General features: G+C 56.5%; 16 protein-coding genes and 1 tRNA gene. 6 read left to right on the top strand and 11 right to left on the bottom strand.

The genetic code is table 11. From position 1 onward, the window contains the following. Positions 1-96: 96 nt before the first annotated feature. Positions 97-1,242, bottom strand: a complete 1,146-nt coding sequence (locus I9187_RS07480) for a TRAP transporter substrate-binding protein (protein WP_171174113.1) — start codon at positions 1,240-1,242, stop codon at positions 97-99. A 23-nt stretch (positions 1,243-1,265) separates the two neighbouring features. After that, positions 1,266-1,451, bottom strand: a complete 186-nt coding sequence (locus tag I9187_RS07475; RefSeq protein ID WP_171174115.1) for a hypothetical protein — start codon at positions 1,449-1,451, stop codon at positions 1,266-1,268. Positions 1,452-1,587: 136 nt separating this feature from the next. Between I9187_RS07475 and I9187_RS07470 the strand changes: the two genes are divergently transcribed. Continuing rightward, positions 1,588-2,622, top strand: a complete 1,035-nt coding sequence (locus I9187_RS07470; RefSeq protein WP_171619074.1) for a LacI family DNA-binding transcriptional regulator — start codon at positions 1,588-1,590, stop codon at positions 2,620-2,622. A gap of 24 nt (positions 2,623-2,646) precedes the next feature. On the opposite strand, the gene I9187_RS07465 is transcribed toward I9187_RS07470, so the two are convergent. The 6 genes from I9187_RS07465 to I9187_RS07440 all read right to left on the bottom strand — a co-directional run bounded on the left by I9187_RS07465 (position 2,647) and on the right by I9187_RS07440 (position 8,182). Beyond that, a tRNA-Gly gene (locus I9187_RS07465) sits at positions 2,647-2,720 on the bottom strand. Positions 2,721-2,789: 69 nt separating this feature from the next. Next, positions 2,790-3,617: a polyphosphate kinase gene (locus I9187_RS07460; protein WP_171174120.1), complete on the bottom strand. Its 828-nt coding sequence runs from the start codon at positions 3,615-3,617 to the stop codon at positions 2,790-2,792. A 121-nt stretch (positions 3,618-3,738) separates the two neighbouring features. Continuing rightward, positions 3,739-4,791: a methyltetrahydrofolate cobalamin methyltransferase gene (locus tag I9187_RS07455; protein ID WP_171174122.1), complete on the bottom strand. Its 1,053-nt coding sequence runs from the start codon at positions 4,789-4,791 to the stop codon at positions 3,739-3,741. A 9-nt stretch (positions 4,792-4,800) separates the two neighbouring features. Next, on the bottom strand, positions 4,801-5,727 hold the full coding sequence (locus I9187_RS07450) for a methylenetetrahydrofolate reductase (RefSeq protein WP_171619076.1): 927 nt from the start codon (positions 5,725-5,727) through the stop codon (positions 4,801-4,803). A gap of 24 nt (positions 5,728-5,751) precedes the next feature. Then, positions 5,752-6,048: a virulence factor gene (locus tag I9187_RS07445; protein WP_171174126.1), complete on the bottom strand. Its 297-nt coding sequence runs from the start codon at positions 6,046-6,048 to the stop codon at positions 5,752-5,754. Between the two features lie 247 nt (positions 6,049-6,295). Continuing rightward, a complete protein-coding gene (locus I9187_RS07440; RefSeq protein WP_171174128.1) occupies positions 6,296-8,182 on the bottom strand; it encodes a PhoX family phosphatase in 1,887 nt (628 codons plus the stop codon). Between the two features lie 181 nt (positions 8,183-8,363). On the opposite strand from I9187_RS07440, the gene I9187_RS07435 reads away from it, so the two are divergent. Both I9187_RS07435 and I9187_RS07430 read left to right on the top strand, forming a co-directional pair. Then, positions 8,364-9,476: a Ppx/GppA phosphatase family protein gene (locus I9187_RS07435; protein WP_171174130.1), complete on the top strand. Its 1,113-nt coding sequence runs from the start codon at positions 8,364-8,366 to the stop codon at positions 9,474-9,476. Then, on the top strand, positions 9,476-10,198 hold the full coding sequence (locus I9187_RS07430) for an RlmE family RNA methyltransferase (protein ID WP_171174132.1): 723 nt from the start codon (positions 9,476-9,478) through the stop codon (positions 10,196-10,198). Before I9187_RS07435 ends, I9187_RS07430 begins: the two co-directional genes overlap by 1 nt. Here the strand turns inward: I9187_RS07430 and I9187_RS07425 are convergent. The 3 genes from I9187_RS07425 to I9187_RS07415 form a co-directional block, all read right to left on the bottom strand. Then, a complete protein-coding gene (locus I9187_RS07425) occupies positions 10,195-10,386 on the bottom strand; it encodes a hypothetical protein (protein WP_171174134.1) in 192 nt (63 codons plus the stop codon). The two genes, I9187_RS07430 and I9187_RS07425, sit on opposite strands and share 4 nt — an antisense overlap. An 87-nt stretch (positions 10,387-10,473) precedes the next feature. Beyond that, complete coding sequence (locus I9187_RS07420; protein WP_171174136.1) at positions 10,474-12,369, bottom strand: cytochrome c3 family protein; 1,896 nt, start codon at positions 12,367-12,369, stop codon at positions 10,474-10,476. After that, positions 12,366-13,232 (bottom strand): YihY/virulence factor BrkB family protein, encoded by an 867-nt coding sequence (locus I9187_RS07415; protein WP_171619080.1) that lies wholly within the window; start codon positions 13,230-13,232, stop codon positions 12,366-12,368. The genes I9187_RS07420 and I9187_RS07415 overlap by 4 nt, the downstream gene beginning before the upstream one ends. A 170-nt stretch (positions 13,233-13,402) precedes the next feature. Between I9187_RS07415 and I9187_RS07410 the strand changes: the two genes are divergently transcribed. From I9187_RS07410 to I9187_RS07400, 3 genes are all read left to right on the top strand, one after another. Continuing rightward, positions 13,403-14,488, top strand: a complete 1,086-nt coding sequence (locus I9187_RS07410; RefSeq protein ID WP_171174139.1) for an AI-2E family transporter — start codon at positions 13,403-13,405, stop codon at positions 14,486-14,488. Positions 14,489-14,491: 3 nt separating this feature from the next. After that, entirely contained in the window at positions 14,492-15,604 is a 1,113-nt protein-coding gene (locus I9187_RS07405; RefSeq protein ID WP_171721400.1) for an acetoin utilization protein AcuC, read from the top strand. Between the two features lie 116 nt (positions 15,605-15,720). Then, positions 15,721-16,698 (top strand): MoxR family ATPase, encoded by a 978-nt coding sequence (locus tag I9187_RS07400; RefSeq protein ID WP_209940126.1) that lies wholly within the window; start codon positions 15,721-15,723, stop codon positions 16,696-16,698. Positions 16,699-16,707 lie beyond the last annotated feature (9 nt).

Here is a 16,707-nt window from a genome sequence, read left to right as displayed (position 1 = left end):
CAGCACAGCCAGACCCTCGCCCGTCGTGGCGGGCCGATAACGGACTGACTGCAGAAAACAATCGTGGACGCCCGGATGGCGTCCACGGATAGCGCCTTAGGCGTCGTGAACGTAGTATTTGCCCTGCGTTCCGGCGGCTTCGACCAGCTTTTCGAAGTTTTCCATCGACCCGGCCAGTTCGGTCTTGAACGGATCCCAATCGGCGTTCTGATAGCCGCCCGCATCCTGCCATTCGGCCAGTTGGTCTTCGCTGAGCGCGTGGAATTGGACGCCTGCCTTGTTCAACTCGGCCATGGCGTATGCACGTGCTGACGGAACTTTGGAGAGGTTCTGATGCGCAGTCATTTCAGACCCCCACATGATGCCTTCCTGAACATCAGCGGGCATCGAGTTGAACCACTCGAGGTTACAGGAATAAACCTGACTGTCCGGAACCGCCTGTGTGAAGGTTACATGGCTCAGGATGTCCTTGAAGCCAAAGACAAACAGCGCCCCGACCGAGGGGTCAAGCGCATCCGCGACACCCTGCTTGATGGCCGAAGGCGTCTCACCCCAGGCAACAGGCGTCGGGTTGGCACCAACCATACGGTAATACTGCTGGAGCATCTTAGAGCCGGGAACGCGGAACTTTATGCCACTCATATCGCCCGGCGTGATGACCGCATTGCCACCCTGCCGAACCGCGACAACACGCGGGTCAATGTTAACGTAGAACAGGGCCTTGAAGCCCGCAGCTTCGACCTTGGGATGAACTTCGTTCTTCCACGTGTCAGAATGGACAAGATTGGTAAAACGCTGGTTCGAACCGCACAGATACGGCATGTTGATCAGGTCAACAGTCGACGCAAAAGGCGCGAAGTTCGAAAGCGAATGCTGCGCCGCCTGAATGGTCCCGCCCTGCACTTTCTGAACGAGGGAACCGCCAGCACCCAACTGCCCGCCCGGTGCCAGTTTGACATAGACTTTGCCATTAGTGGCGTTCTGGATGTTCTCTTTCAGGTCCAGCTGCATGATTGGATAGCTGCGTGAGGCGCCCAGAACGTAGGCCGTGGCGACCGTCATCACATGGTCTGCAGCTTGCTCGCGCTCGCGCTCTTCCTTAGCGGTCTGCGCTGCGGCCTCCGACGACCACAACACCCCGCCTGCCCCGGCTACCAAGGCAGCTGTGAACGCACCACTTGCGCTCAGCTTTAGAAAATTACGGCGTTCGGCTGACGCCAGTTCGGTCTTGTCGTTGTTCATGAATTGCCCTCCCAAGCAAAAATTCAGCTACCGTTTGTTGCGTCGCGGTCAGCTTCCTTTTTCAGAATTGCGACAACGAACAAGATCGACGCCGCGAACAGAACCAACATCTCTCCAACGTCCCCAAGAAACGCGCTGTTCGCATAGGCACCAAGGGCGACGTTGGCGAAGTAGATCGCAAAAACGACAGCAGATGCAGCGACAAACATATTCGGGGCTCCCAATAGAATCGGCTCTCAAATTCATTTGTAAGCGCTTACATGATAAATGCAAGCGCTTACATAACCACTTTCATCACACCCAAAAAGCGCATAACTTAGGGCAAACGGAACTAAGAGTTTGAAAATGTCAAAGCACCGATCCGCACCGACGCTGGATGACGTTGCCAAGGCGGCGGGTGTTTCCACCGCCACGGTGTCGCGCTGTCTGAACAATCCGCAACGCGTTGTTGAAACGACGCGCCAGCGTGTTTTGTGCGCGGTTGATGAACTGGGATATACGCCAAACTTTGCAGCCCGAGTGATGGCGGCAAAGCGGTCTTTCACAATCGGTGCAATCATTCCAACGATGGAAAACTCCATTTTTGCGCGCGGTTTGCAGGCGTTTCAAGAAGAGATTCACAAACGCGGTTACACGCTGCTTGTCTCAAGCTCTGCCTACAAACCCGAAGCCGAGGAAGAGCAGATCAGAACTCTGGTTGCGCGCGGCGCTGACGGGCTTTTGCTGATCGGTCATGACCGTGAAGAACGGATCTATGACTATCTGGAACGGCAAAAGATACCAGCGCTGGTTGCTTGGTCTTTCAACCCAAGCAACCGCACACCTTCGGTCGGATTCGACAACCGGCAAGCGATGAAAACCCTGGCACAACAAGTTATCGCGCTTGGGCATCGACGTCTCGCCACGATTTCAGGCATCAGCAAAGGCAACGACCGTGCTCGGTTGAGAATCGCGGGCATCAAAGACGCGATGGCGGAAAGCGGACTGCTGCCAGACGACCTGATCGTAGTGGAAACCACTTATGAAATCGAAAGCGGTGCCGACGCTTTCAAGAATCTCATGTCTCAAACCCCTGCCCCGACGGCGGTTCTGTGTGGCAATGATGTTCTGGCCGTGGGCGCAATGCGCCAAGCGCAAGAGATGGGACTAAGCGTGCCTGACGAAATCTCGATCACCGGGTTCGATGACATCGAATTGGCCTGTATAGTTTCACCTACTTTGACAACGGTTCATGTCCCCCATCGTAAAATGGGTCAAAAAGCAGCATTGGAATTGATACATATGATTGAAACAAGCGCGCCCGGACGTTCCGTTGAACTGTCCACCCGCTTGGTTGCGCGAGATTCTTTGACCGGGGCAAAGGAAAACCAGATCCGTTAGACTCCGCATGGCCGTGGCGTGCTCTGGAGCGGGTAGCGGGAATCGAACCCGCGCGTTCAGCTTGGGAAGCTGACAGGCTACCATTACATCATACCCGCCGCGCCTTTTGAGATATCACCAGTAATGACAGAGGTTCAAGCCGGCGCGAGACAGATCAGGCGAAATTATCACTCAGTCCGGGCGCGCAGGCTGTCGATCAACGATTGGTCTACGTCAAGCGCTTCTCCGGCAGCTTCCAAGGTCCGTTTGTCCAAGTGCTGAGGGTTCAGGTCAACACCATCAGAAAACGCTTCAACAATGGCTTGCATCGCCTTGATACGAGCGTGTTTCTTGTTGTTCGCAGGTATGACGTGCCATGGGGCCAACTCGGTCGAGGTGCGCGCCAGCATTTCGTCAACGGCAACCTCAGCAACATCCCACTTTTCGCGATTTCGAAAGTCTTCGTACGTCAGCTTCCAGCGTTTCAAAGGGTTTGTCAGCCGCTCGGTAAAGCGACGCATCTGTTCTTCTTGTGAGATGTGAAAGAACAGCTTCACGATCCGCGTGCCGTCATCGACGAGCATGCGTTCAAAATCATTGATTTCCTGATAGGCCGCGCGCCACCGTTCTTCCGGTGTCAGTTTTTCAATCCGCTCGACCAGAACCCGACCGTACCAGCTGCGGTCAAAAGCCGAGATCGCGCCCGCAGGCGGCAAACGTTCCCAAAATCGCAAAAGATAGTGCCGGTTGAGGTAGTAGTTTCGCGGGGCACCGATGGGCCAAACCTTGAAACTTCGCGGGTCCAGCGCTTGGCTGATCCGGCGAATAGTTCCCCCTTTTCCTGCAGCATCCCACCCTTCAAAAACCAAAACGCCCTTGAGGCCATGAAAAAGATAAGCTTGTTGAATTCTGGCAAGCTTGGCTTGTAAATCGATCAGTTGATCAAAATAATTCTTCTTGTTTAGACGCTTAGTCAGGTCTGCATCCGAAAGTTTCGGGGGATGATGTTTACTCATGGTGCCACCTGATCTTTGTGCGAATGATCTGGCTATTGTGAAACCTTCTGCGCAATCGACATTGATCAGAGTCAAAAAGGCCGGGCACTGGGCCCGGCCTTTGGTGTCAAATTAGATCCGATCAGGCGCGGCGGCGACGGCCACCACCGCGACGGCCACCGGCGGCACCGGCTTCGTCAGGCGCTTTGTTGAACCGGATCCACTCGCCGCCATGCGGGTCGTTGTTGGTCAGCAGGTTGGCGGCCCGAATGGCCTCCATCTCTTTGCCAGCGCGCGGCTTGGTCGAACCCAAACCGAACATCTGTACAAATGCTTCGTCATCCATGCCTTCAGGCAGAATGATGCCAGCTGCGGCCACGGCTTCTTTCTTCTCGGCGATCTTTTTCTGTGTCACCGGCAACGCGACCGGGTTCATGATGGCCGAGGTCATGCCAGCGCCCATTGCCATCGGCAGGAAGGCGTTGTTGATGCCGTGACGGTTTGGCAGACCAAACGAGATGTTCGAGGCACCGCAGGTGGTGTTCACGCCCAGCTCTTCGCGCAGACGACGGACCAGAGCAAACACCTGTTGACCGGCAGTCGCCATAGCTCCAATCGGCATAACCAGTGGGTCTACCACGATGTCATGTGCCGGGATGCCGAAGTCAGCAGCACGCTCAACGATTTTTTTGGCAACGTCAAAGCGTACATCGGGGTCTTCCGAGATACCGGTGTCATCGTTCGAGATCGCCACAACCGGTACGTTGTACTTTTTGACCAGCGGCAGAACCAGTTCCAGCCGCTCTTCTTCACCAGTGACCGAGTTCAGCAGCGGACGACCCTCAGCCGCCTCAAGACCGGCCTCCAAGGCACCCGGAACCGACGAGTCGATGCACAGCGGCACTTCGACCAGACCCTGCACCAGTTCAACGATCTTGCGCATCAGCGGCGGCTCGGTCTCGTTCGGGTTGGGGTTCGAGTTGTAGACAACGCCTGCGTTGATATCCAGAACGGTTGCGCCCGCCATCACCTGCGCCAGCGCGTCTTTCTCAACGGTCGAGAAATCGCCCGCTTCCAGTTCGGCCGCCAGCTTTTTGCGGCCGGTCGGGTTGATCCGCTCACCGATCACACAGAACGGTTCGTCAAAGCCCAGAACGGCGGTTTTTGTTTTTGATTCTACGACTGTACGGGTCATTTCCGTTCCTTAGGAGTTTACAGGCTTTGCCGAAGCGCCGCCGTTATTGATCGCCCAGTTGGCATTGGTTTTGATTCCACCCAGCGGGAAGAAATGCACGTTGGTGATGTTGAAATCCGGGTTGGCCGCTTTGTGCTCGGCCAGTTCCGTAATCACGTCAGTCGGCTCATAAGGAAGCAGCAACTTGGACACGTCCATAGCGCGTTTCTGTAGAACCTTCAGCGACGGGCCAACGCCACACGCGATGGCAAACTTAATCAGCGTTTGCAGCTTTGCCGGACCCGCGATGCCGATATGGATCGGCAGATCGATACCCGCCCCTTTCAGGCTGTCAGCCCATGCGATAATCGGCTTAGCGTCAAAGGCAAACTGGGTTGCCAGCGCCATTTCGGCATCGGTGGTTTCGTTGAACTTCTGCTTCCAGCGCAGAGCATCGTCCACGTTCTTGGTCGAGCCATCGGGGTCGATGTCCTTGTTGCCTTCCGGGTGACCGGCCACGTGCAGGCGCTTGAAGCCAGCCTTGTCGAACAGGCCGGTTTCCAACAATTGCATCGAGCTGTCGAAGTCGCCATGCGGGTTGGTAACGCCACCGGCCAGCAGCAACGCCTGATCAACGCCCGCTTCGCCCTGGTACATGGAAATCCAGTTTTCCAGCGTCGCCGCGTCTTTGATGATCCGCGCCGGGAAGTGCGGCATCACCTGATAGCCGTCGGCCGCGATGCGCTTGGCGGTCTTGACCATGTCCTCAATCGGGGTGCCCTCGATATGAGCGATATAGACGCGTGTGCCTTCAGGCAGCAAAGCGCGGAAATCGTCGACCTTTTCAGCGGTACGCGGCATCACCTCGATCGAATAGCCCTGCAAAAAGGCTTCGACGGTTGGGTTCACAGGGCCGGTTTCGACCGCATCACGTTTTTTGAAGTTCAGCAAAGCCATTTCGGCCTCCCTTAAAATCTGGGCTTACGCCCAACCGTCATTGGCGATCAGCGCTTTGACGCGGTCCTGATCGTATTCTGTTTCCAGACGCACCGCCTCGGTCTCGGCAATCTCGGCGGGATCGCCATCTACTGCAAAGGGTGCGGCTTTGCGCCATTCGGCCAGGTAGGCATCACTGTCCTTGGCGTTCACCTTCATGGCAGCCCGGTCGATGGCTTGCTCGAACCGTTCTTCCAACTGCCGCTTTGCGCCACGACGGCCTTTGCCGACGATGACCTGAGCGGGAATGTCGCGCCAATACACGATTGTGACGTCAGGCATTGCTGTGATTCCTCCTAACCCGATGGGCCGGTTCTAAACTTCAAACTTAGCTTTGGTCGGTCGGTTTTCGACACACGACGCTTTTCCAGCGACCTTTTTACCAAAGCTAGCCAAGGGCGCTTTTACACAAACAAACGGCAGACGCGCATATCATAATTCTCAACGTCACTATGAAAGCGCTGCATAAAACGCAAAAACCCTGGACGGAGTTATCCGTCCAGGGCGGTATTTCAAAGGTCAGTGCGGTTTAGCCGACCAAACCACCATCTTCGCGAGTCACCGCGATGATCGCCGAACGCGGAACTGCATCACCGCCTTCGGGCCAGTGGCTGTTGCCATCCTCACCCGGGTGCTGAATGCCCACGAACATGGTACGGCGATCCGGTGACCAGCTGAGGCCGGTGATCTCACACTCATTCGGGCCGACCAGGAAGCGGCGGATTTCACCGGTAACCGGGTCACCGGCCAACATCTGGTTGTTGCCCTGACCGGCAAAGTCACCTTCGTTGCCATAGTTGCCGTCGGTCTGGATCCACAGCAGGCCATTGCTGTCGAATTTCAGACCATCGGGCGAGTTGAACATGTTGTCTGCATTGACATTGTCAGATCCGCCATACCCATCCTGATGCACGGTCGGGTTACCTGCTAGAACGTACAGATCCCATGCAAAGCCCGACGCGGTGTGATCTCCGCCTTCCGGACGCCAGCGTACGATTTGGCCGTAGTTGTTGGCCTCGCGCGGGTTCGGGCCGTTGATCGAAGTATCATCACCGCCCGCGTTCGGTTTCACGCCACGGTTTTTGTTGTTGGTCAGGCAGCAATACACCTCGGCTACGTTCGGGTTTGCAGCAACCCACTCCGGGCGGTCCATCGTAGTAGCGCCCACAGCAGAAGCGGCCTGACGGGTGTGGATGCTGACCTCGGCCTGTGACGCCATACCAGTGGTTTCCGGCGTCAGATCGAGCCATTCACCAGTACCATCATCGTTGAACTTGGCGACAGACAAGGTGCCGTTTTCCAGCAAGGCATCGGTGTCAACGCCAGCGGCGTAAACGCCATCCGAAACAAAGCGATACAGGAACTCACCCCGTTCGTCATCGCCCATATAAACGACAACACGACCGTCATTGTTCACCACCGACTCGGCGTTTTCGTGCTTGAAACGGCCAAGGGCGGTCAGCTTGCGCGGGGTCGAGGTTGGGTCGGTCGGGTCGATTTCGACCACATAACCGGCGCGGTTCGGTTCGTTGGGGTTTTTCGAGACGTCGAACCGATCATCGATCTTGGCCCAGCCATAGCCCCAATCTTTCGACGAGACGCCATAGCGCTTCAGTTCTGCACTAACCTCGTGGTTTTCATCTTCTGCCGAAAAGTAGCCGTTAAAGTTTTCTTCACAGGCCAGGTAGGTGCCCCACGGCGTCATGCCATTGCCGCAGTTGTTCCAGGTCCCTTTCGAGGTGGTGCCTGTCGGGTCCGCAGCGGTTTTCATCAAGTCATGAGCAGCCGCAGGGCCGGTGATCGTCATATCGGTCTGCGGTGTAATACGACGGTTGTACGGGCTGTCTTTGACGATGCCCCATGTACCGTCCGTGTTGGCAATCTCGACCACAGTCACGCCGTGCGCCATCATACCCTTGGCCACATCGTCGTCCGAGGCCGCCTTGGCATCAGGGTTGTTGCCCCAAAGGATGTCACGGTTGGTATATTCGTTGTTTACGACCAGCAGCACGTGGCCATCGTGGAAGAACACGTCCTGACCGTCAGTGTTGTCGCCAAATGCACGCTCTTGGCTTGCAGCGGTGCCACGGGTCGCGTGATCGAACTCGGGCGCGTCAGACCACAGCGGGTCGCCCCAACGCACCATAACCTCGGCTTTGTAGCCTGCAGGAACAACAACATCGTCTGCAGTGGAAACCGGAATCGCTTCAAACGAGAACCGGTCGGCTGCCGCGCGTGCGCCCGTAGGAATCAGTGCACCGCCAACAGCCGTAAAACTTCCCATGGCAAGAACGCCGCCCAGAAAACCGCGACGCGACAATGCGCGTTCGACAACACGATCAAATTCGCATTCTTCAGGGCGTGGATTTACGACTTCATCGAATTCGTCAAAGGAAAGGGGACGCTCATCATTCATGGCAGACTCCGTATCTGGCTGTAAGCTAGTAAAGAATCCCAAAATCGGGATCGGGCACTCAAATCGCATTTCAGTATGAACGACATGTGACACTGACGTTAATTTCAAAATTGAAATCACTTGCACGTCGGCAATCCCCCGCCTAGGGTCAAGTTAACTCGAAAATCGGAGGGCGTGACGAATGGCGCCCAAGCGTCCCAAAGGTGCGGGCGCGTTCCCGAAGGCGGTCGAAAGCCCCGCGCCGGCAAGACCCGATCCGGATGCCCTTTATGCAGCACTGGATCTGGGGACAAATAGTTGCCGCATGTTGATAGCCCAACCCAAGGGGAGCGGGTTCCATGTGGTCGACAGCTTCTCCAAATCCGTGCAGTTGGGCGCGGGTCTGGAACGCACCGGACGGCTGTCGCGGGCGTCGATGGCTCGCACCGTACAAGCATTGAGAATCTGCCAGCAAAAGCTGAAACGCAACAAGGTCAATCGAATGCGTTTGATCGCAACCGAAGCCTGCCGTCGCGCTAAGAACTCGCGCGACTTCATCCGGCAGGTGAAGCGGGAAACCGGGTTGACGCTTGAGATCATCCAACCCGAAGAAGAAGCACGCCTGGCGGTGATTTCCTGTGCTCCGTTGGTCTCGACCAAGACTGAACAATTGTTGGTCGTGGACATTGGTGGTGGCTCGACCGAGCTTGTTTGGATCGACATTTCGTCCGTCCCACGCCGTGATCGTCCGGCGGCGATTATGCGGCTTCACAATGGTTTTCATACAGCCGACAGCCCTTTTCCAGCGGCGAAAGTCGTGGATTGGATCAGCGTTCCCTTGGGTGTCGCCACCCTACGAGATCAATTCAACGACGTTGAAGACGACGCGGCCCGTTTCGCACTGATGAGTTGGTTTTTTGAAGAAAACCTTGCTGACTTCGCACCCTACAAAGACGAACAGACACGTGAGGGGTTTCAGATCGTCGGCACCAGCGGCACTGTGACGACCGTCGCAGCCTCGCACCTTGGGCTCAAGCGGTATGACCGGACTAAAGTGGACGGTCTGCGCATGACCAGCGATCAGATTGACAAAGTTATCCGCGGGTATTTAGAACTCGGCCCTCACGGGCGACGCCGGGACCCCAGAATTGGAGATGACCGGCAAGCTCTGATCATGTCCGGCTCGGCCATTTTGCAGGCTTTACTTAGATGCTGGCCCACCGACCGCCTTTCCGTGGCGGATCGTGGGCTGCGTGAAGGTCTGCTCTATGCGCAGATGAGCGCGGACGGGGTATTGGAAGACGGACCGTTTTGATGGCGAAGACACCGAGTGGAAAAAACACCTCAGGCCGCGGCCAGCGCGACCTGAAGGTCAAAGTCAAAACCGCGCGCGGGCGCAAGCTCAGCTCGACCCGGTGGCTTGAGCGGCAATTGAACGATCCGTATGTGAAACGTGCACAGGCCGAAGGGTATCGCGGTCGCGCTGCATTTAAGATACTGGAACTGGACGATAAATTCAGGTTTCTCGTACCGGGAGCGCGGGTCGTAGATTTGGGCTGTGCGCCCGGAGGCTGGCTGCAAGTCGCGGTTAAACGCGTAAACGCGCTGGGCGAGAAAAGCGGTAAACGGATCGGCACAGTTTTGGGCGTAGACTTGCAAGAGGTCGAACCCGTTGCTGGTGCAACCGCCCATGTTCTGGACTTCATGGAAGACGACGCCGACGTAAAGGTCAAAGAGTGGCTGGGTGGCAAGGCCGATGTTGTGATGTCAGACATGGCCGCCGCGTCTTCGGGTCACAAACAGACGGACCATTTGCGCATTATGGCCTTGTGCGAAACGGCGGCTTACTTTGCGTTTGATGTGTTGGAAGACGGCGGCACCTTCGTAGCCAAGGTTCTGGCCGGAGGCGCCGAGGGCGATTTGCAAAAGCTGTTGAAGCAGAAATTCCAGAAAGTCGCCAACGTGAAACCGCCTGCTTCACGCTCGGACAGTTCCGAAAAATTTGTTGTAGCAACAGGGTTTCGCGGCGGAGATTAATCCTCTAGACGAATGCGTTCTTCGGTCAGGCACTGAACGCGGAAAGAGGCGTTTGCCATACCCTGCAACATTAACGCTTCACCATGTGACACGTATACCGGTGCCCGCCCGCGCAGCTCTTCTATGCGTTGGGCAAGTGTAACCGAGTTGACACCCGCAGTTGGTCGCTTTTTCGCATTTTTAGACATGTTTCACCTCTGAACAGCACATTCATCCCGTCCGTAGCGTGAAATTTTGCCGTGAAAATGGAGCAATTCGGGCGGGGATGTGCCGGCTCAGGGACCAAGCTGTTGCGACAATTGTTGAAGGTTCGGGTCGTTGGGCAACAGCTCTAGCGCCTCACGCAGAACAGCGCGCGCGGCGCCGGAACCGCGGTTGATATGCGCTAGTTGCACCAACATGGGCCACGCCTCGCCCCTTTGCGGATCCAAAGTTACGACTTCGCGAAAGGCCTGTTCGGCGGCAGGCGCATTGCGCAGTGTCAAAGCCATGCCCCCCAGAACAAGGTGGGTTTCCGGGAAATCCAATCGGTTCGCAATCGCCTGCTGCCATTCTGACATGCCCTGCCCGGCCAGCGATTGTTGCCGAGGTGTAAGTGCTTGCGGTGGTATCGTCAGAAACTCTTTCGCAGCAGCAATACGTACATTGCGCAGAGGGTCCGACAACAAAGGCTCCAATCTCTGAACCTGCTCAACCGGGTTGGCCTGACGCTGCAGGGCGGCTGCGTTGGCGCGGATAAGGGGGTCGTCGTCTTGCAGCAATGACGCAGTCGCCGTGGCCAAGTCCGGGGAAGCGAAGGGTTGCAGCAAGTAGGCCGCTGTCGCCCGCACGATTCCGGCATTGGAGGGGTCCATCGCAACGGCCAGCAAACCTTCGGGCGTGTCCAATCCGCCTTCAGCCGCGGCATTGAAAACTGTCCCAAAATGCGGGCCACGATGAGTGTCATCCGGGAACCACCCTTCGATCAGTTTGGCCGCCCAGTCCTGATCCCGATCTTCATGACAATCGGTGCAGGCATCTACGCCAAGCCCCAGATCAGGCCGTGGGATGCGGAAGCTGTGATCGCGTCGCCCATCGACGCCCATATAGACCCTTTCGATCATATGGCAGCTTTTGCACTGTGCACCGTCACTGTTTTCAGGATGATTATGATGTGCAGGCGTATCATATTCCTTTGCTGTAAGCGTCGGAAAGTCCGGGTTCCCTGCCGGGGAATGACACTGTGTGCAAACACCGTTTCCTTCCGCCTTCAGTTTTGCGCTGTGGGGTTCATGACAGTTCATACAACCGACGCCTTGCGCGTACATCTTGGATTGCAGGAACGAGCCGTAAACATAGACCTCATCCAATATCTGCCCGTCCGGGTGGTACGATCCGGGTCTCAACAGCGCTAGATTATAGGCGTCGTGAAAGGGTGTGCCGGGCAAAGGGTTTCCATCGCCATGCGCTTCACGCCGGGAATGGCACCCGGCACATTGCTGAATTTCTGCCTCGGTCTGGCCTTTGCCCCAGCTGATCAAAAAACCAGAAGGTCCAAGATTTTCGGAAGCGCCCTGCCCCTTCACCCAATCGATGTGGGCTGAGCCGGGACCGTGACAGGCCTCGCACCCGACGCCGATTTCAACTTGTTGCGACGAATAGGATTTTGTTTCCGCGGAATAGTTCTTTTCAAACCCCGTGGCGTGGCACTCGGCGCAGCGGCTGTTCCAATTCTTGTAAGGGCCCGTCCAATGCAACCCGTCATCGGGCGGCAAATCCTGATCAGGATACAGATGATACCATTGCTTGCGCTCGGTATCCCAAACCACGTCAAAGCTCTGCAGACGCCCAGCTTCGGTTTCGAACAGGTATTGCTGCAACGGTTCGATCCCGACGACAGAATGCACGTCATAGCCTTTTGTTACGCCGTCCTTTTCGGTGACACGGGCCGAATATCTGCCAGCATCTTCCGCGAACGCGACTGTCATCCCATCAAGGTCAAATCGCGTACCGTCAAAATCTGCATCCAGCGCGCCGTGATCCACATCTGTCCAGGCCAGCGCGTGGTGCGAACTTGCCCAGGCTGCGGCTTCTGCTTGATGGCAGTCAGCACATTGTTCCGAACCAACATAGTTTTGGGCCTGTGCCTCGCTTGCCAGCATCAGGCAAATTGAAAGAGCTACACGCCTCATGTCACGGCCCCATCTGCTGCGTTTTTCAGATCCATCAACGCACCATTGAATTCAGCACCAAGGATCAGCAACGCCGAGCAAAGATACAAAAAGATCAACGCGGCCATGGCACCCGCCAACCCTGCATATGTGGCGCTATAGGTGGCGAACTGGCTGATATAGATCGAAAACGCCCATCCTCCGGCAGCCCACAAGGTCAGCGTCAGGATCACACCGGGCAGGATTTGCGTCAGTCTGTGCCGACGGGTCGGCAGTATGAGATGCGCCAAAAGGACCGTGCCTGCAGGAACGCCCACGGTAAAAGTCCAGCGCAGGCGATCGACCGATAGCCACTGCGTCACTGCCACATCAGTATGTGCAGCCACCAAGTTGGTATAGACTGGCAGTATCACCTCCACGGCGGCGATGACCAGAATTGCTGCACCCCCTAGGATAACCAGCACCAGACACAACAGCCGGGTTTTCCAAAACGGCCAGCTGTCCTGATCGTGGTAGGCTTGATTCATGGCGGCGCGCACTGCTGCCACGCCGTTCGAGGCAAAGTAGATTGCCAGAAGACCACCCAAAGTAATGACACCCGTGCCCGACCCGGCCAGAACCGCGCGCAGCTCGGCCACAATGGGGTCAGCGACGTCCTTGGGCCAAGCGCCAAAAATCAACTCGATCAACTCATCAGTCACATAGCCCTGCGACAGAGAACCGGCCAAGGCAACTGTAAACAGTACAAACGGAAACAGCGCCATCATCAGTGACATGGCGACATGACTGCTCATGACGGCTCCGTTCTTGTTGCCAAAGCGGCGGAGCGCCAGCCACAGGGCCTGGACAGGACGGCCAAACAGAGGATTCGCGGAATTGGTCATCCTGCAACCCTAACCTGCCGAAATAAAACACAGAACCCGTCATCGGTATCAAATTGACAAAAGCAGTCAGGCGCGAGCGGGAACGCATTGCATCCGAACAGCGCCGCGTGCAGGATTGTGTGGTTAATGACCGAAACGGCCCAATCAGCGTCGAACATGCAGGAAGGTAAATGACCCCGGATCATAATGACACCAATGTTCGACCCAGGCTACGTCTGTCTGTTGTCCGCGACACATGCATCATTGCAACGCTGATTGTTGTGGGTCTCTACGCGGGCGCGGCTTTTCTGATCCCGTTGGCCATGGCGTTGCTGATCAACGTCCTGATCCTTGCGCTCAGCGATCGGGTGTCGGCCCTGACCCGCGCACCCGTTTGGGTGGCCAATATTGCCGGTGTCACTGTGGTTTTGGCCGGTTTGTTCATGATTATGTACGTGCTTGGCAGTCAGGCAACACAATTTGCACGGTCGATCAGCACATATGAGAACCAGTTCGACGGCGCGGTTGAACGAATCACCGGGCTGGTGGGCAATGACGTAACCCGATTCATTCGGGACAATCTGGTCAATATCGACATGAATTTCGTCGGTCGCCTGCTTTTGGGCAGCGCCACATCGCTGTTGAACCAGTTCTTTCTCATCAGCCTCTATGTCGCCTTCTTGATGGCCGAGCGTCTGGCCTTTCGCAAAAAGATACAACTGGCCGCAGGTGACCCAAAAACCGGTGCTGAGTTTTCAACCATGCTGGACGCAATCTCGATTAGTCTCCAGCGCTATGTTGGCGTCAAAACCCTGATCAGCCTGATTACCGCAGGCATCAGCTATAGCGTGTTCCGGGCCCTGGGTCTGGAATATGCAGAAACCTGGGCTGTCCTGACCTTTGCCTTGAACTTCATACCTTCCATCGGGTCGATCATCGCGGTGTTCTTTCCTGCTATGATCGCACTGGTTCAGTTCGAGACCATCGGTCCGTTTCTGGTCATCGTCTTGGGTTGTGGGACATTGCAATTCCTGATCGGCAATTTTCTGGATCCCGCCATGCTGGGCCGTTCGCTGAACATGTCGACATTTCTGGTTATTCTGGCCCTGACCTTCTGGACAACCGTTTGGGGTCTGATCGGCGCTTTCCTGAGCGTGCCGATGACAGTGTGTATTTTGATAGTCTTCAGCCATATTCCAGCGCTGCGCCCGGTTGCCATCATGATGTCTTTGGACGGCAGATTGGGCGAAGATGATCAACAGGTCCCTGCCCGCTAAGCCATGCAGAGCCCAATTTTCATTGGATCAGAAATTTATCGCAACTCGACTTACGGATCGAAGCACCCGTTGGCCATTCCAAGAGTTTCAACCGTCATTGACCTCTGCCGCGCGTTGGGCTGGTTGACGCCCGAAAACTATCGTGTCAGCCCCTGCGCCAAACCCAGCGCGTTAGAGACATTTCATACCCCGGACTACATCGCCGCATTACAAAAGGCGGAACAGGATCAATACGTCTCGGATGAAACTCGTGAACGCTATGCGCTGGGCACATTGTCGAACCCCGTATTTCCCGAAATGTACCGACGCCCAGCCACAGCGGCTGGCGGTTCTATGCTTGCAGCGGAACTCATCCGAGATGGCGGTATCGTTTTCAACCCGGCCGGTGGCACGCATCACGGGCTGGCTGATCGGGCCAACGGGTTTTGTTATCTCAACGATCCGGTGCTGGCGATCCGGACGCTGCTGAATTCTGGTCTCGACCGCGTGGTTTATATCGACATTGATGCCCATCATTGTGACGGGGTCGAAGCTGCGTTTCATGGTTCAACAAACCTGCGTATGATTTCCATGCACGAAGCGCGGCGATGGCCTTTTACCGGTACACTAGACGATGACGCAGGCGGGGCCGCTTTCAACCTTCCGGTTGCCCGAGGCCTGAACGACGATGAATTCAGCGCGATCATGGACGAATTGATCCTTCCTGCCACGGCAGCCTTCAAGCCGCAGGCCATCGTCCTGCAATGCGGTGCGGATGCCGTGACCGAGGATCCTCTGTCGCGTTTGACCTTATCCAGCTCTTCGCACTGGAACGCGGTCGCCGCGCTGAAGGAGCTCGCACCCCGATTTCTGGTGTTGGGCGGCGGTGGTTACAATCCGTGGTCCGTCGGGCGGTTGTGGACCGGAGTTTGGGCGACGCTGAACGGGTTCTATATTCCCGATAGACTAGACACGGACACCCAAACCATTCTGCGCGCGTTGACCTGGAACCGGTCGGCAGGCCGGAACCCACCCCCACACTGGTTGGACACGCTGCGGGACGCTCCTAATTTCGGGCCGATCCAAGAAGAACTGAAACAGGACTTGCGCCGATTAACCGCGCGGATTTCTCGGTAGATCGTCCGAAGGAACACTGCTAACTTACGGGCGTCACGACAGTTTTTCTGCTCTCAGCCCTTTTCTGAACAACCACGCTGCTGACGCCGAAAGTGGACGCCAATTGGACCAGCCAAATGAATGCACTTAATCAGATAAATGATCTCAAGGCCCGCATGGGGCAATCCATCATCGGACAAACAGACGTAATCGACCGCTTGTTGATCGGGATATTGGCCAACGGCAATTTGCTGATCGAAGGACTGCCCGGTTTGGCCAAAACCCGCGCGGTAAAGGCGATGGCCCGCAATCTGGACGCAAGTTTCAGCCGCATCCAGTTCACGCCCGACCTTTTGCCCTCGGACGTCACAGGCACCGAGGTCTTTCAGCAAACCGACGATGGCGGAACCTTCCGGTTCGAGCCTGGCCCGATCTTTGCCAATATCGTTCTTGCGGACGAGATCAACCGCGCACCCGCCAAGGTTCAGGCAGCACTGCTTGAGGCAATGGAAGAACGGCAGGTAACTGTCTCAGGCACCACACATAAAATGGAACCGTTGTTCATCGTTATGGCAACGCAGAACCCGATCGAACAAGAGGGTACCTACCCCTTGCCCGAGGCGCAAATGGACCGTTTCCTGATGCATGTCCAGATCACTTACCCCCCAGTCGAAGACGAAGTAGAAGTAATCCGACTAGTGCGCGTAGAAGAGATTGCGGCGGGCCAAAGCGGGGCCAAGGATGCGCCGCCGACGATCCCTCAGGACGCCGTATTTGCCGCACGCGCCGAGATCGGGCAGATCCACGTTTCAGACGCGATGGACCGTTACATGGCCGATCTGGTGCAAGCCACACGGACCCCCGGTGCGCTGAGCGAGGAACTGGCCAGTTGGATAGACATCGGAGCTAGCCCGCGCGCTTCGCTGGCACTGGACAAGTGCGGACGCGCCCATGCCTGGATGAACCAGCGTGATTATGTAGACCCAGCCGACGTACGCGCCATCGCCCATGACGTATTCCGACATCGCATCACCCTAAGCTTCGAGGCGCAAGGCGGCGCGAAATCCGCCGACGATGTAATCTCGGAAGTCCTGCAGCTTGTTGCGCTGCCCTGATAGCTAAGG

It is taken from the genome of Ruegeria sp. HKCCE4148, from assembly GCF_017872495.1.
Classification (GTDB): Bacteria; Pseudomonadota; Alphaproteobacteria; order Rhodobacterales; family Rhodobacteraceae; genus Ruegeria.
This window is presented reverse-complemented; position numbering and strand designations above follow the sequence as displayed.

Coding starts and splice junctions, on each gene's coding strand:
- I9187_RS07480 (WP_171174113.1), bottom strand. CDS start 1,242: ATGAACAACGACAAGACCGAACTGGCGTCAGCCGAACGCCGTAATTTT.
- I9187_RS07475 (WP_171174115.1), bottom strand. CDS start 1,451: ATGTTTGTCGCTGCATCTGCTGTCGTTTTTGCGATCTACTTCGCCAAC.
- I9187_RS07470 (WP_171619074.1), top strand. CDS start 1,588: ATGTCAAAGCACCGATCCGCACCGACGCTGGATGACGTTGCCAAGGCG.
- I9187_RS07460 (WP_171174120.1), bottom strand. CDS start 3,617: ATGAGTAAACATCATCCCCCGAAACTTTCGGATGCAGACCTGACTAAG.
- I9187_RS07455 (WP_171174122.1), bottom strand. CDS start 4,791: ATGACCCGTACAGTCGTAGAATCAAAAACAAAAACCGCCGTTCTGGGC.
- I9187_RS07450 (WP_171619076.1), bottom strand. CDS start 5,727: ATGGCTTTGCTGAACTTCAAAAAACGTGATGCGGTCGAAACCGGCCCT.
- I9187_RS07445 (WP_171174126.1), bottom strand. CDS start 6,048: ATGCCTGACGTCACAATCGTGTATTGGCGCGACATTCCCGCTCAGGTC.
- I9187_RS07440 (WP_171174128.1), bottom strand. CDS start 8,182: ATGAATGATGAGCGTCCCCTTTCCTTTGACGAATTCGATGAAGTCGTA.
- I9187_RS07435 (WP_171174130.1), top strand. CDS start 8,364: ATGGCGCCCAAGCGTCCCAAAGGTGCGGGCGCGTTCCCGAAGGCGGTC.
- I9187_RS07430 (WP_171174132.1), top strand. CDS start 9,476: ATGGCGAAGACACCGAGTGGAAAAAACACCTCAGGCCGCGGCCAGCGC.
- I9187_RS07425 (WP_171174134.1), bottom strand. CDS start 10,386: ATGTCTAAAAATGCGAAAAAGCGACCAACTGCGGGTGTCAACTCGGTT.
- I9187_RS07420 (WP_171174136.1), bottom strand. CDS start 12,369: ATGAGGCGTGTAGCTCTTTCAATTTGCCTGATGCTGGCAAGCGAGGCA.
- I9187_RS07415 (WP_171619080.1), bottom strand. CDS start 13,232: ATGACCAATTCCGCGAATCCTCTGTTTGGCCGTCCTGTCCAGGCCCTG.
- I9187_RS07410 (WP_171174139.1), top strand. CDS start 13,403: ATGACCCCGGATCATAATGACACCAATGTTCGACCCAGGCTACGTCTG.
- I9187_RS07405 (WP_171721400.1), top strand. CDS start 14,492: ATGCAGAGCCCAATTTTCATTGGATCAGAAATTTATCGCAACTCGACT.
- I9187_RS07400 (WP_209940126.1), top strand. CDS start 15,721: ATGAATGCACTTAATCAGATAAATGATCTCAAGGCCCGCATGGGGCAA.